The organism is Amycolatopsis sp. 2-15, assembly GCF_030285625.1.
Taxonomy (GTDB): Bacteria; Actinomycetota; Actinomycetes; order Mycobacteriales; family Pseudonocardiaceae; genus Amycolatopsis; species Amycolatopsis carbonis.
The window spans coordinates 39261-52804 of record NZ_CP127294.1 but is presented as its reverse complement, the minus strand read 5'-3'; the positions used below and the strand labels follow the sequence as shown (position 1 = coordinate 52804).

Annotated in this window: 13 protein-coding genes; 8 read left to right on the top strand and 5 right to left on the bottom strand. The window is 69.8% G+C overall.

Annotated elements, in window-relative coordinates; all coding sequences use genetic code 11:
* Nucleotides 1–127: 127 nt before the first annotated feature.
* Both QRX50_RS00210 and QRX50_RS00205 read right to left on the bottom strand, forming a co-directional pair.
* Nucleotides 128–535, bottom strand: coding sequence for a VOC family protein (locus QRX50_RS00210; RefSeq protein WP_285969966.1), 408 nt, complete (start codon nucleotides 533–535; stop codon nucleotides 128–130).
* An 81-nt stretch (nucleotides 536–616) separates the two neighbouring features.
* A complete protein-coding gene (locus tag QRX50_RS00205; RefSeq protein ID WP_285969965.1) occupies nucleotides 617–796 on the bottom strand; it encodes a hypothetical protein in 180 nt (59 codons plus the stop codon).
* Nucleotides 797–1023: 227 nt separating this feature from the next.
* Here QRX50_RS00205 and QRX50_RS00200 point away from each other — a divergent pair, with 227 nt between their 5' ends.
* The 3 genes from QRX50_RS00200 to ligA are packed head-to-tail and all read left to right on the top strand — an operon-like array spanning nucleotide 1024 to nucleotide 3799.
* Nucleotides 1024–1215, top strand: a complete 192-nt coding sequence (locus QRX50_RS00200) for a hypothetical protein (RefSeq protein ID WP_285969964.1) — start codon at nucleotides 1024–1026, stop codon at nucleotides 1213–1215.
* Nucleotides 1205–1768, top strand: coding sequence for a hypothetical protein (locus tag QRX50_RS00195; protein WP_285969963.1), 564 nt, complete (start codon nucleotides 1205–1207; stop codon nucleotides 1766–1768). Before QRX50_RS00200 ends, QRX50_RS00195 begins: the two co-directional genes overlap by 11 nt.
* Before the next feature lie 39 nt (nucleotides 1769–1807).
* Nucleotides 1808–3799 carry an NAD-dependent DNA ligase LigA gene (gene ligA, locus QRX50_RS00190; RefSeq protein ID WP_285969962.1) on the top strand — a complete coding sequence of 664 codons (1992 nt, stop codon included), beginning with the start codon at nucleotides 1808–1810 and terminating at the stop codon, nucleotides 3797–3799.
* On the opposite strand, the gene QRX50_RS00185 is transcribed toward ligA, so the two are convergent.
* A complete protein-coding gene (locus tag QRX50_RS00185; protein WP_285969961.1) occupies nucleotides 3796–4767 on the bottom strand; it encodes a hypothetical protein in 972 nt (323 codons plus the stop codon). The genes ligA and QRX50_RS00185 overlap by 4 nt on opposite strands.
* Nucleotides 4768–4975: 208 nt before the next feature.
* On the opposite strand from QRX50_RS00185, the gene QRX50_RS00180 reads away from it, so the two are divergent.
* Nucleotides 4976–5920, top strand: coding sequence for a methylenetetrahydrofolate reductase (locus QRX50_RS00180; protein ID WP_285969960.1), 945 nt, complete (start codon nucleotides 4976–4978; stop codon nucleotides 5918–5920).
* 33 nt (nucleotides 5921–5953) lie between these two features.
* Here the strand turns inward: QRX50_RS00180 and QRX50_RS00175 are convergent, their stop codons facing one another.
* Nucleotides 5954–7207 (bottom strand): helix-turn-helix transcriptional regulator, encoded by a 1254-nt coding sequence (locus QRX50_RS00175; RefSeq protein WP_285969959.1) that lies wholly within the window; start codon nucleotides 7205–7207, stop codon nucleotides 5954–5956.
* Nucleotides 7208–7361: 154 nt separating this feature from the next.
* On the opposite strand from QRX50_RS00175, the gene QRX50_RS00170 reads away from it, so the two are divergent.
* The 3 genes from QRX50_RS00170 (at nucleotide 7362) to QRX50_RS00160 (ending at nucleotide 11491) form a co-directional block, all read left to right on the top strand.
* Nucleotides 7362–8447, top strand: a complete 1086-nt coding sequence (locus QRX50_RS00170) for an S-(hydroxymethyl)mycothiol dehydrogenase (protein ID WP_285969958.1) — start codon at nucleotides 7362–7364, stop codon at nucleotides 8445–8447.
* Nucleotides 8444–9076: an MBL fold metallo-hydrolase gene (locus tag QRX50_RS00165; RefSeq protein WP_285969957.1), complete on the top strand. Its 633-nt coding sequence runs from the start codon at nucleotides 8444–8446 to the stop codon at nucleotides 9074–9076. Before QRX50_RS00170 ends, QRX50_RS00165 begins: the two co-directional genes overlap by 4 nt.
* Before the next feature lie 114 nt (nucleotides 9077–9190).
* On the top strand, nucleotides 9191–11491 hold the full coding sequence (locus QRX50_RS00160) for an ATP-binding protein (protein ID WP_285969956.1): 2301 nt from the start codon (nucleotides 9191–9193) through the stop codon (nucleotides 11489–11491).
* 85 nt (nucleotides 11492–11576) lie between these two features.
* On the opposite strand, the gene QRX50_RS00155 is transcribed toward QRX50_RS00160, so the two are convergent.
* Entirely contained in the window at nucleotides 11577–12179 is a 603-nt protein-coding gene (locus tag QRX50_RS00155; RefSeq protein ID WP_285969955.1) for a DinB family protein, read from the bottom strand.
* Nucleotides 12180–12523: 344 nt separating this feature from the next.
* Here QRX50_RS00155 and QRX50_RS00150 point away from each other — a divergent pair, with 344 nt between their 5' ends.
* Entirely contained in the window at nucleotides 12524–13540 is a 1017-nt protein-coding gene (locus tag QRX50_RS00150) for a PDR/VanB family oxidoreductase (RefSeq protein ID WP_285969954.1), read from the top strand.
* Nucleotides 13541–13544 lie beyond the last annotated feature (4 nt).

Here is a 13544-nt window from a genome sequence, read left to right as displayed (position 1 = left end):
CCTTCTCTTGCACTGGGGGTTGGGCGAGCCGGGTGGTCTATCCGAAAAGGACGGACCAGCCGGCTCGCTCACGCGTCGACGACAGCCGCGCCGGACGCCGCGCGCTGAACCGCTAGGTGACCGGCGCCTACCGTGACACAGCAACGAACTTCGCGACTGCCTCCTCGGTGACCGGCGTGAAAACGTTGACGAGATTCCCGTCGGGATCCCGGAACAACAAGGCGCGGTTGCCCCACGGCATCGTCGTCGGCGGTGTCACCACTTCCTCCAGCCACTCACTCAACTCGGCGTACCGCGCGTCCACGTCGTCCACGATGAACTCGACGATCACCGACCGGTTCACCCCGGCCTCCGCCGACCCGGCCCCGAACAGCCCCACCGTGCGCGTGCTCCCGATCGCCAACGTGCCCGACGCGAACGCCACCTCGGCGAAATCGGGCGTACTCCACTTCGCCGCCTGCCCGCTGACCCGCTCGTAGAACGCGACGAGCCGCCCGACGTCGCCGGTGATGATCCGTATGGACGCGAAGTTCACTGGTTTCCTTCCCGCTGCTGCTTTCCGACCTGACCGACGCTAGACCCGATCGCGGACAAACCCGGTCCTCGTTCGCGAACGTCAGCCGGGAAAGTCAGCCGGGAATGACATGTCGACCGCGACGTCACGATTGCTGTGCGCCAAGGCCAACAGGAACACAAGCCCCGTCGCGGCGGCCACTCCGAGCGCGATCAGGAATCCGCCCAGCGTCGTGATCACGATCTTCGCGACTCGCTCACTCCGCACATCGTCTTCGCACACGCCGGAAATCTACGCAGACCGCCGTGAAAACCCCGGCTTTGTGGCGGTGACCGGCACCCACCTCCTGCGCACGGACGCCGCCGCCGTCCTGCAGATCCGTTGCGAGCCCGAGGATCCACACCGCCGTTCTCGCGCGCTTCGGCTGTCTCCGTGAGTGACCTCGATCAGGGACTCGGCAACGTACCGTGATCCGACGGCGTCCACATCGCGCCCAGAGGGGTCCGGAAATGGCACTCACCACCGCGGGCACGACCACCCGCCTCAGACAGACGACCGGCGGCCTTTCGTCGCGGGCCCTCACGGCCGTGCCCGCCTTCCCGGTCTGGGACCTGGCGGGGCTGCTCGGCAGCGTGGCCTGGGGGCTGTGGGTGGCCGCACTCGGGGTGACGATGCCGGGGAGGCGCCGACATGACGCGTAACGCGTCCCTCGTGACGTGGGTGCTCTGGACGGTCGGGTTTCTCGCCTTCCCGCTGGGCGGCGTGGCGGGCGGCGCCGTCGTCGGCCGGGTCGACAACCCGCTGGCCGCGCTTTTCGGCGGTGCGGTGACCGGGCTGGTCGTCGGCACCGGCCAGGCCCTCGTCAGCCGCCGGCGGCTCGACCCGCTGCGCTGGATCCCGGCCACCACCGTGGGCATGGGCGCCGGGTTGCTCCTCGGCGCGGTGGTCGTCGACTACGGCAGTTCCCTGGCCGACCTCGCGATCATGGGCGCCGTCACCGGCGTGCTCCTCGGCGCCGCGCAGCTGGCCGCCCTGCCGCGCGCCGCGCGCCACCGCTGGGCGTGGCCCGTGGCGATGCCCGTGCTGTGGTGCCTGGGCTGGGTGATCACCACCTCGGCCGGCATCGAGGTGGACGAGCAGTTCACGATCTTCGGTTCGGCGGGCGCCGTGACGGTCTCCGCTCTGACCGGCCTGCTGCTGCACTGGCTCCTGCCGTACCGGCAGCCGATTCACCCGGGCCGTGACCGGCCGTAGCCCCACTTCTGTCGGTGCGCCCCGGTAGCGTCCTCAGCCGTGGATGCTCGGAAGCGGATTCAGGAACTCGCCGATCAGATCGTGGTGCTGCGCGACGCGTACTACCGGGGCTCGCCGGTGGTGGCGGACGCGGAGTACGACGTGGTCGAGGACGAGTTGCGGGGGTTGATCGAGGCCAACCCGGCGTTGGCGCCCGACCCGAACCCGCTGGAGCAGGTGGGCGCGCCGGCGGTGTTGCACGCGCCGATCCGGCATTCGCGGCCCATGTTGTCGTTGGAGAAGGCGACGAAGCCCGAGCAGGTGGCGGCGTTCTTCGACCGCTTCCCCGGGCAGCCCGTCGTCGTGATGCCGAAGCTGGACGGCCTGTCGCTGGCGCTCGTCTACGAGCAGGGCCGCCTGGCGCGCGCCGTCACCCGCGGCGACGGGACGACCGGCGACGACGTGACCGTCCTCGTCCGAGCCCTGACCGACGGCGTGCCCGACCGAGTCGAGGCGCCCGGCCGCGTCGAAGTGCGCGGGGAGGCGGTGATGCTGCGTTCCACGTTCGCGGCCTACAACACCGCCCACCCCGACAAGCCGCTGATCAACCCGCGCAACGCCGCCGCCGGCACCCTGCGGGCGAAGGACCCGGCGACGGTCGCGGAGCGGCGGCTGCGGTTCTTCGCCTTCGATCTGGACACCGACCCCGACAGCGCGGACACCGACCTCGCCCGCGCCCTCCAGACGCTCGGCTTCACCGCCGCCGACATGCGTCGCTGCGCCGACGCCGAGGCCGCGCAGGCGGTGATCACCAAGATCGAGCAACAGCGCAACGATCTCGACTACGACCTCGACGGCGCCGTCCTGCGTCTGGCCGACCGAGACGCCTACGCCGCCGCCGGCACGCGGTCGAGCTCGCCGCGGGGCGCGCTCGCGTTCAAGTTCGCCGCCGAGGAGAAGACCACGGTGCTGTCCGATGTGGTCTGGGACGTCGGCAAGACGGGCAAGATCGCCCCGGTGGCCTGGCTCGAGCCGGTGTTCGTGGGCGGCACGACCGTCACCCGCGCGACCCTGGCCAACCAAGAGGTCATCCGCGCGCGCGGCATCAAGATCGGCGACACGGTGCTGGTGCGCCGCGCGGGCGACGTGATCCCGTTCGTCGCCGGCGTGCTCGACGCGTCGAAGCGCACGGGCGCGGAGCGGGACATCGTTCCGCCTACCCGGTGCCCGTCGTGCGACCAGCCGCTGACCGAGCAGGGCAACAGCCGGGAACTGTTCTGCACCAACGTCGCCTGCCCCGCCCAGACCGTGCGCCGGCTGATCCATTGGGCCTCCCGCGCGGCCGCGGACATCGACGCCATCGGCGGGGTGTGGATCGAACGGCTGGCCGAGATGGGGATCCTGGAGCACCCGTCCGACTTCTACCGGCTGACCAAGGAACGGCTGCTGGAGTTCGACCGCATCGGCGAGGTCTCGGCCACGCGCATGATCGAGTCGATCGACGCCAGCCGCCGGGTCGGTCTGCGCCGCGCCTTGATCGGGCTGGCGATCCCGATGGCGTCGGAAGGCACCGCGGCCCGGTTGTGCCGCGCGGGCTTCGGCTCGCTGGAGGCCGTCGCCGAGGCCGGTGAAGACGGGCTCGTGGCGGTCGAGGACATCGGGCCCAAGGTCGCCGCGTCGCTGATCGAGCACCTCACGCGGCTGCGGCCCGAGCTCGACCGGCTGCGGGAGCGCGGCGTTTCGCTGGACGTCCTGGAAGAAGACCTCCCAGCGGTCGTGGCCGCCGGCGCGCCGCTGGCCGACAAGACGGTGGTGATCACCGGCGGGATCAGCGACCCGCGGTCGGGCGAGAAAGTACCCCGCCCGACCTTCCAGCGGCTGTGCGAGCAGGCCGGCGCGACCACCGCGTCGTCGGTCTCGGCGAGCACCGACCTGCTCATCACCGGCGCCGACGTCGGCGCGAGCAAGCTCACGAAGGCGGAGAAACTCGGTGTCGAGGTCGTCGATCAGGGTGTGATCTGGCAACAGCTGATCGAGGCCGGGGTCGTCTAGCCGGGGGTGCCGTGGCAGTTGTCCTCGGTGGGCATCGGTTTGTTCGGGTCGAACCGGCCGGGCTCGGGGGACAAGGACGTGGCGGCGTAATCGCGGTCGCTGAACGCGGGTGTGAGCCGATCGTCCTTCCCGCACGCGACGCTGGTGAAGTACGGGTCGAACTTGTCCACCCACAGCCCGCGGCTCGAAGCCCGCCAGTGCGATCCGCTGCGCACCGCGTAGTCGGCGTCGACGCGGACGAACGGTTCCAGGTCGGCCGGGCCGTCGACCGGGTGCTCGCCGGGGTCGAACGCGTAGGCCACCACGTAGGTCGCGTGGATCAGCAGCTCACCGGCCTTGCCCGGCTTCACCGTCATCGACCCGGTCATCCTCGGCGAGACGGGCAGCAGGTGATAGCCATCCGCCAGGTAGATCACGAAACTCTGGGGGTTCGCCCGCGCGTCCGGTCTCTCGTCCGGCGCGAGCAGCCCGATGTACTTGGCCGGGTTGTGGCGATCCACCGTGTCCGGGTCGAACTGCGCCACGGCGATCGCCTGCTTCACCTGATCCTCGGCCTGCCCGACCTGCTTAGCCGAGAACGAGCCCACCTTCGCCGCCGCCGGCACGGTCAGCCCCGCGATCCCCTCGGCCCAGTTCTGCGCCGGCGTGCCCTCGAACGGCCGCGTCAGGTCGACGTGCCCCTCGTCGGGCAGCTCGGTCGGCGCCGCCTCCGTCGTCGCCACCGCGACCGACGCCGGCGCGCCGACGTCCGCATCGGTGCTCTGCTCGGCCGTCGACTTCCCCCATACGTAGAACCCGACCCCGGCGCCCGCCACGACAACCACCACGACCGCCGCGGTCGTCAGCCCCTTGCGCCACTTCGCCCGGCCGCGGTTACGCCGCAGATCGACCCACGCCTCCTTCTCGGCGTGCCGCCGCCAGTCCGGGTCCATCAGGTCCGGATGGTTCTCGATGTCGTACTCGTCCACTGTGTACCACCCAACCTCGTTGGCCTCGCCGCAAAACATCGCCGGCGGCGATCGGTCGTTACGGCCCGGGGAGTACGAGACGGCAACGTTTCGGACACGTCTCAGGAAGGGCGGCCTCGGCCACTGTGGACATTGCTCGACCGGCTCGCCGGAGAGCCATCGAGGGCATTGCCCGCCGTCCGATGGCCGAGCTGCTAGCTTCCGCGCCATGGTGGACCACCGCGACAGCGCAGCTCTCCGGACGCTGATGACCCACGCCGGCAGCGAGATCCTGCTGTTCGGCATCACGCCGCCCCGCCTGAGTACCGCGCCCGAACGGATCCGGGAGATCACCGCGGCCACGTTGGCGCGGTTGGACTCCCTCGGCGTGGACGGCCTCGCGCTGTACGACATCGACGACGAGAGCGACCGCAACCCGGCGGAGCGGCCGTTTCCGTACCTGCCGACCCTCGATCCCGCCGTGTACCACGAGGAATACCTCGGCGAGTGGAACCGGCCCGCGGTCGTCTACCGCTGCGTCGGCAAGTACACCGAGGCGCAGCTGCGGAGCTGGCTGCGGACGGCCGACACCGACCGCGTGCTCACCGTGTTCGTCGGCGCGTCTTCGAAGGACAAGGCGGTGCGGACCCGGCTGTCCCAGGCGCAGGCGCTGCGCCGGGACGTCCGGCCGGATCTGCTGCTCGGCGGCGTCGCCATCACCGAACGCTCCGACGAGCACCTGCGGTTGATCACCAAGCAGCAGGCGGGCTGCGCGTACTTCATCTCGCAGGTGATCTACAGCTCCGACGCGGCGAAGAGCATGGTCTCCGACTACTACTACGCCTGCCGGGAGCGGCAGCTCGAACCGAAGCCCGTCCTGTTCACGCTCTCGGTGTGCGGCTCGATGAAGACGCTCACCTTCCTCAAGTGGCTGGGTGTCCACGTCCCCCGCTGGCTGGAAAATTCCCTCCGCCACGCCGACGACACGCTGGCCGAGTCCTACGAGCACTGTCTGACGACCGCGCGCGACCTGATCGCCTTCTGCCGCAGACTCGGTCTGCCCTTCGGCTTCCTGGTGGAAAGTGTGTCGATCCGCAAGGCCGAGATCGAGGCATCGGTCGCTCTCGCCGGTGAGCTGAGCGGGCTGCTGGAACGGGGCGGGAAATCCAGCTGAGAGCTTGACTGCGAGGCGCTCCTTCGCACTCCGTCAGTCAGCAGCAGCGATCCCCGCCGCCAACGCCAACGCCGCGGCCTCACCCCGCGAACTCACGTCGAGCTTCTTCAACACCCCCGCCACATGGAATTTCACCGTGCTCTCCGTGATGCCGAGAGCCTCGGCGATCGACTTGTTCCGCTGCCCCCTCGACACAAGACGCAGGACTTCCAGCTCGCGCCGGTTGAGCGTCGACAGCAGAGCGTCGTCCGGCTGGTCCGAGTCGGGCTCGAACGGCAAGGCGATGGCGACGCGGCTGCCCCAGCCGGGGACGGCGTCGACCTCGACGGTGGCGCCGAGGGTTTTCGCGCGGCCGTCGAGTTGGCGGCGGAGGCCGGTGGCGTCGAGGTGGCCGGATTCGCGGTCGCGGATGTCGAGGTACAGCGCGGTGGTGTCGGTCGACCAGGCGATCCTGAGGCGGGTCAGGTCGGGCTGGGTGGTGAAGGCCAGCACCGTCGTGCAGGTCATGGCGCGGGCGGCGTGGGCGATTTCGCCGGGCAGCGGGTGCGCGTCCTTCGGCGGGGTGACGAACTCCAGCTCGGCGTCGTGGTGGCGGAGCATCTGCCGAACTTCGCGGCGGAGCCTGGTGAACGCGCTGTGGGCCGGCTCTTCGGACAGGGCGCGCTCGGACGTCTGCGCCGAGCGCAGGGCCACCAGCGCGGCCGAAGCGGAGTCGGTCGCGGCGAGGCGGGCGCGGTGGTCGTCCAGGCGGGTGGAGCGCAGCGCGGTCAGGACCGTCACGAGCGCGGTTTCGTGGGCCGCGGCCATTTCGGCGATCGTGCGGGCTCGTTCGGTCGAGGCCGCGCGGGACTCGGCCAGGTAGTCGGGGCTGGCTTGCGCGACCTGCTGGCGGATGGAGGTCGCGACGATCCCGAACAGCGCACCCAGCAGTGCCGGCTGCGGGCACTTCGCGCGAGGGGACCGCGGGACGAGCACGAGCAGGGTGCCGCCGGCGTCGAGCGCGGCCCAGACGGCGCGGTCGGCGCCGCCCAGCTCGGCGTGCGTGGTCAGCCGGCTGTCGGGCGGCACGGTGGCCTTGAGTTGCTCGAGCTCGGCGATGGTGATCTTTTCGGTGATCGCCGTGGCACCGGCGACCTTGCGCGGGCGGCCGGTGCACTCGAGGGTGAAGATGACGAGCGCCTGGTGCGGCCAGCGGTCGGCGAGGAACCGCGAGAACCGTGCGGCGATCTCGCGCAGCGGGCCCTCGACGACCTCCCGCAGCTCGGTCAGCTCGATGGGGTCGGTCACCGGAATCACGATAACGACCGCGGGCCCTGGCCGGAAGACCAGGTTTCCCTCGACCAACGACCAGGTCGCAGCCACGGTCACCCGTTCTAGGGTCGCGTCAGGCATGCGTTGCCACGCATGACTCGGGCCGGTGACCAACGGAGGTTTCAGGGAAATGCCACAGCAGGTGCGCGGGGTGATCGCCCGGTCGAAGGGCGCGGCGGTCGAACTGACCGACATCGTGGTCCCGGACCCCGGCCCCGATGAAGTGGTCGTCGCGATCGCGGCGTGCGGCGTCTGCCACACCGACCTGACCTACCGCGAAGGTGGCATCAACGACGAGTTCCCGTTCCTGCTCGGCCACGAGGCCGCCGGCACCGTGGAGAGCGTCGGTGCCGGGGTGGAGTCCGTTCAGCCGGGGGACTTCGTCGTCCTCAACTGGCGCGCGGTCTGCGGACAGTGCCGGGCGTGCAAACGCGGCCGCCCCCAGTACTGCTTCAACACGTTCAACGCGACGCAACGGATGACGCTGACCGACGGCACCGAGCTGACCCCGGCGCTGGGCATCGGGGCGTTCGCGGACAAGACCCTCGTGCACGCCGGGCAGTGCACGAAGGTGGATCCGACCGTGGACCCGGCGGTCGCCGGCCTGCTCGGCTGCGGCGTGATGGCCGGGCTCGGCGCCGCGGTCAACACCGGCGGCGTGGGCCGCGGTGACTCGGTGGCGGTCATCGGCTGCGGGGGAGTGGGCGACGCCGCTATCGCCGGTGCCCGCCTCGCCGGCGCGACGACGATCATCGCCGTCGACCGCGACGACCGGAAGCTCGCCTGGGCGCGCGACCTCGGCGCGACGCACACCATCAACGCCGCCGAAAACGACGCGGTCACCGCCGTCCAGGAGCTGACCGGCGGCTTCGGTGCCGACGTCGTGATCGACGCGGTCGGTCGTCCCGAGACGTGGCAGCAGGCGTTCTACGCGCGTGACCTGGCCGGCACCGTGGTGCTCGTCGGTGTCCCGACCCCGGACATGCGGCTGGAGATGCCGCTGCTCGACTTCTTCGCCCGCGGTGGCTCGCTGAAGTCGTCCTGGTACGGCGATTGCCTGCCGGAGCGCGATTTCCCGATGCTGATCGACCTGCACCGCCAGGGCCGGCTGCCTCTGGACAAGTTCGTCACCGAGCGGATCTCCCTCGACGACGTCGAAAAGGCCTTCCACACCATGCACGCGGGCGAGGTGCTGCGGTCCGTGGTGATCCTGTGAGCGGCGCGTTCCGGATCGACCGCGTCGTCACGTCGGGCGTCTTCGAGCTCGACGGCGGCACGTGGGACGTGGACAACAACGTCTGGCTCGTCGGTGACGACGACGAGGTCGTGGTCGTGGACGCCGCGCACGACGAGAAGGCGATCACCGCGGCGGTCGGCGACCGCAACGTCGTCGGCATCGTGTGTACCCACGGCCACAACGACCACGTCACCGTCGCCCCGCAGCTCGGCGAGCACCTCCACTCGCCGGTCCTGCTGCACCCGGCCGACCGGGAGCTGTGGGAGCTGACCCATCCCGGGCGGCGGTTCTGGCGAGCCGAAGACGGCGAACGTATCGCGGTCGCCGGCACCGCACTGGAGTTCATCCACACGCCCGGGCACTCACCCGGCTCGATCTGCCTGCACCTGCCCGAGGCCGGCGCCCTGTTCACCGGCGACACGCTGTTCGCCGGCGGCCCCGGCGCGACCGGCCGCTCGTTCTCGGACTTCCCGACGATCATCTCGTCCATCCGGGACCGGTTGCTCGTCCTGCCGGCGGGCACCCGAGTCCACACCGGACACGGCGACGGCACGTCGGTCGGCGACGAATCACCGCACCTGGACGAGTGGATCGCCCGCGGCCACTGAGCGGGCCGGGCACCACGGGCGCAGGTTGACCCCCATCGGGTTCGAACTCATCATGGGCAGAACCGTCGACCGGGCAGCGCTTGCCTGATCGTTCAGCCGACCCGTGGAGGCGCCGTGGCCAAGGCGAGAGCTCGTGGTGGCAACGTTCCCTTCACCGCGACCAGCTTCGTCGGCCGGCGTCAGCAGCGCAAGGAAATCCGCGACCGGCTCTCGGCCGGCCGGCTCGTGAGCTTGATCGGCCCGGGGGGAGTGGGCAAGACCCGGTTGGCGTTGCAGTTCGCCGACGAGATGAACCACCTTTTCGAAAACGGCGTGTACTTCGTCGAACTCGCGTCCGTCTCGGACGGAGGCGATGTGCCGGCGGCGGTCATCCACGCGCTGGGGATCGCGGACCAGTCGAATCGCGACGCCACCGCGAAGCTGATCGACCACCTTCGCGATCGCGAGATCCTGCTCATCCTCGACAACTGCGAACACGTTCTCGCCGGGGCCGCCCGCGTCGTCCACGAAGTACTGCGGCATGCGCCGGCGGCTCGAATTCTGGTCACCACGCGAACGTCGTTGACCGTGACGGAAGAGCTGCTCTACCCGGTGCCTCCGCTCACCGTGCCCGATGACGCGGAGCCGGTCAGTCTCGAGTCCCTGGCGCAGTTCGAGTCGATCCGGCTGCTCCAGGAACGGGCCGTGGCCGCGTCTCCCGGGTTCGTCCTTGGCGAGCACAATGCCGCCGCCGCAGCGCGGTTGTGCATTCAGCTGGAGGGAATTCCGCTGGCCATCGAGCTGGCGGTCGCCCGGATGCGCATCCTTTCGCTCGACCAGATCCTGGACCGGTTGTCGGACCGGTTCGGGCTGCTCACCACCGGCAGCCGATCGGCCGCGCCGCGCCAGCAGACCCTCCGGTCGCTCGTGGACTGGAGTTTCGACCTCTGCACGGAAGCGGAACGCCGGCTGTGGGCGCGCCTCTCCGTTTTCGCGGGCAGTTTCGACCTGACGGCGGCCGAAGGCGTGTGTGGCGACGACGGCGGTCCCACGCTCGATCTCCTGAGCTCCCTGGTGAACCAGTCCGTGTTGAACGTGGAGCACCAGGAATCGTCGAGGCGTTTCCGGATGCTGGAGACCATCCGCGCGTACGGCGCGGAGGTCCTCGAGCGCACGGGCGACTCGGCGCGCTTCCGCGTCCGTCACCGGCAGTACTTCCTCGACGTGGTCAAGGATCTGGAACGTTCGTGGAGCGGGCCCGGCCAGGCCGCCTCGGCCAAGTGGATGCGCGTCGAGCGGGAAAACCTCCGCGCCGCCTTCGAAACCGCCGCCCCGGGCGGCAACTACCAGCTCGATCTGGTCGCCGGACTACGTTACCGCTGGTACGCCGACGGGTACATCGCCGAGGGCCGCAGCTGGGCGGATGAGGCGCTCGACGCGCCGGAAGGCGACCGAGTGACCAGCTCGGCTCGGGCGAAAGCGCTGTGGGTCGCCGCGAGGGTAGGCCTGCTCCAAGGCGACCAGGCGGCAGCCGCGCAGCGCCTCGACGAGTGCGAAGCGCTGGCAGCGCGGCTCCACCTGGCGGATGCGGCCGCCCAGTGCCGTGGGCTACGGGGACTCGCCGCGCAGCTTCGGGGCGACCTCACCGAGGCCGAGCGGCACTTCGAGGTCGCACTGCGAGAGCTCGCCGACGTCGGCGAGACCCCGGAATGGCTGATGGCGTCCTTCGAGTACGCCGTCACGCTTTCCCTCGCCGGCCGCAGCGCGGACTCGATGGCCGTCAGCACGTCGGCGCTGACCGTGTGCCGCCGGCGGGACGAACGCTGGGCGCGTTCCTACCTGAAGTGGAGCCAGGGCCTCGACCAATGGCTACGAGGCGACTGCGCCGCGGCGCAGACGACTGCGGTTGACGCGCTTCGCGACCACCGCGATTTCAATCCGTCCTTGGGCACCGCGTTGATGACCGAGCTCCTGGCCTGGATCGCGGGGTCGACCGGTCAGTGCGAGCGAGCGGCACAACTGCTCGGCGGCGCCCGAAGCCTTTGGCAGCGCACGGGTACGGAACTGGTGGCGTTCGGGTCGAAGCTCACCGGCTACCACTCCGCCTGCCTCGCTCGCCTCGAACAGACCATGCCGGCCCGCGCCCTGACCACCGCGATCGAGACCGGGGCCAAGCGATCTCCGACGGGAATCATCGCCTACGCTTTGGCGGAACAGATCGCCGAGCGGACCGCCGGCGACGAACCGCCCGCGCTCACCAGCCGGCAACAGGAAATAGCGGCGCTGATCTCGAAAGGGCTGACCAGCCCCCAGATCGCCGCGGCTCTGGTGATCTCCGCACGCACGGTGGAGAGCCACATCGACAACATCATGACGCGCCTGGGATTCAGCTCGCGCAGCCAGATCGCATCTTGGTACGTCGCCCAGTCGCTCTGACCGGACCCACCATACGAGCCAGGCCGGGTCCGCTTGTCCGGCGGCGCCCGAGTTGGCCTGGACTATCTGGCCCCATTCGAACCGGTCAGGCCGTGGCTGGATCAGCCGCTTTGGCCGCTCGCTCGATTTCCGCGCACCGGCTCTCCCAGAAGGCCGCGTCCTGCCCCCGCCGGGCCAGGCCTTCCGCGTCCATCTCGACCTCGCCGTCCAGCTGTTCGCGGAGGATGTCGGCGTGCCCGGCGTGGCGACTGGTCTCCGTGAGCACGTGGACCAGAACGTTGAACAGCATCACGTCAGGACGTGGCCACCAGGGCACGTAGCCGGGTGAGTCGATGGCGAGAGCACCGATTGTCGCGTCGGAGTTTTCCCAGACGCGTTGGTAGCGGCTGGTGATCTCCTCGCGTGTTTCGTGCTCGGTCGCCCACATGTCGGTACCACGCTGTTCGAGGTCGTCCCAGCGGGGGAAGGACTCGGGGAACGGCCGACCGAAGACCTCGCCGAAGTACCGGGACTCCCACACCGACAGGTGCTTGACCAGGCCGAGGAGGTTGGTTCCGGTCGAGGTCAGGGGACGACGGATGTCGTACTCGGACAGCCTGTCGAGCTTCGCGAGCATCACCTCGCGGATCTCGCGCAGGTCACCGTGCAGGTACTCCTTCGCGAAATCATCGATCACGAGTACGAGCATGCACCAACAGCTCCGCATCCGGCCCGCAAGGAACTCTGTGGATTCCCGGCCCGAACACCCGCAAGACGCGGTGGACCCGGCCCGTCTCGTCTCGTCGTACGTCCCCGACACATTCCGTTGCACCACTAGACCGCGCTGGTCAAAGCCGCTACGCCGGCAATTCCCGATACGGACATCCGTAACTTCCGTACCGCCCCCCGTGATCTCCCCCATGTGCGTGGTCCCACAGTGACCGAGATTACAAGGGCTGCCAGTCAGCGACGCGCGAACCGGCCGAGGCGCCGACGTGCGGTGGTGCAACGAAGCACACGTCGGGGCACCCGGCGAAATCCGAAGGAGTCCCCATGGCATCGCCGTTCGAGGCCGGACACTCCGGTCAACAGCCCCGGTGGGCGGACCCCGGGAACCAGGCGCACGACGACCTCGTGATGGAGGTCAAGGCGAAGACGCCGATCACCGACACCATCACGCAGGTGACCCTCGTCCGCTCCGACGGTCGTGACCTCCCCGCGTGGACGCCGGGGGCGCACATCGACCTCGTCCTCGGACCGGACCTGGTCCGGCAGTACTCCCTGTGCGGCAAGCCGAGCGACCTTCGTTCGTGGCAGGTGAGCGTGCTGTACCAGCCCGACGGCCGCGGCGGCTCCGCACTGGTCCACCAGGAAGTGCGTGAAGGCGAAAGCATCACCGTTCGGGGGCCACGCAACAACTTCCGGCTCGTCGAAGCACCCCGGTACCTGTTCATCGCCGGCGGAATCGGCATCACCCCGATCCTCCCGATGATCGAGTCGGTCGATCGGGCGGGCGCCGAGTGGTCGTTGGTCTACGGCGGCCGCAGCCGGGGCAACATGGCGTTCGCCGACGACCTGTTGCAGGCTCACCGCGACGGCGTGACCCTGGTTCCGGAGGACACGCACGGCCGCATCGATCTGGCGGGCATCCTCGCCGGAGTCGCGTCCGGTACCGCGGTGTACGTGTGCGGCCCGGAAGGGCTGCTGTGCGCGGTGGAGGCGATGGCCGCGGATCTCGGAATCGCCGGCCAGATCCACCTGGAGCGGTTCACGCCCAGGAGCCAGCTCGACGATACCGTCCTCGACAATTTCGAAGTCGAATTCGTGCGAAGCGGAATCACCGTTTCAGTCGGGCCGGAGGATTCGATTCTCGGCGTCGCGCGGGCGGCCGGCATCCCGGCACCGTTCTCCTGCTCGGAAGGCACGTGCGGGACCTGTGAAACGAACATCGTGTCGGGCCGGGCGGACCACCGCGACTCGGTTCTCAGTCCCGCGGAGCAGGAAGAGAACAGCACGTTGATGATCTGCATCAGCCGAGCCGCGTGCCCGAAGATCCAGCTCGATCTCTGATCGC

Coding starts and splice junctions, on each gene's coding strand:
- QRX50_RS00200 (WP_285969964.1), top strand. CDS start 1,024: ATGGCACTCACCACCGCGGGCACGACCACCCGCCTCAGACAGACGACC.
- QRX50_RS00195 (WP_285969963.1), top strand. CDS start 1,205: ATGACGCGTAACGCGTCCCTCGTGACGTGGGTGCTCTGGACGGTCGGG.
- QRX50_RS00180 (WP_285969960.1), top strand. CDS start 4,976: ATGGTGGACCACCGCGACAGCGCAGCTCTCCGGACGCTGATGACCCAC.
- QRX50_RS00170 (WP_285969958.1), top strand. CDS start 7,362: ATGCCACAGCAGGTGCGCGGGGTGATCGCCCGGTCGAAGGGCGCGGCG.
- QRX50_RS00155 (WP_285969955.1), bottom strand. CDS start 12,179: ATGCTCGTACTCGTGATCGATGATTTCGCGAAGGAGTACCTGCACGGT.
- QRX50_RS00150 (WP_285969954.1), top strand. CDS start 12,524: ATGGCATCGCCGTTCGAGGCCGGACACTCCGGTCAACAGCCCCGGTGG.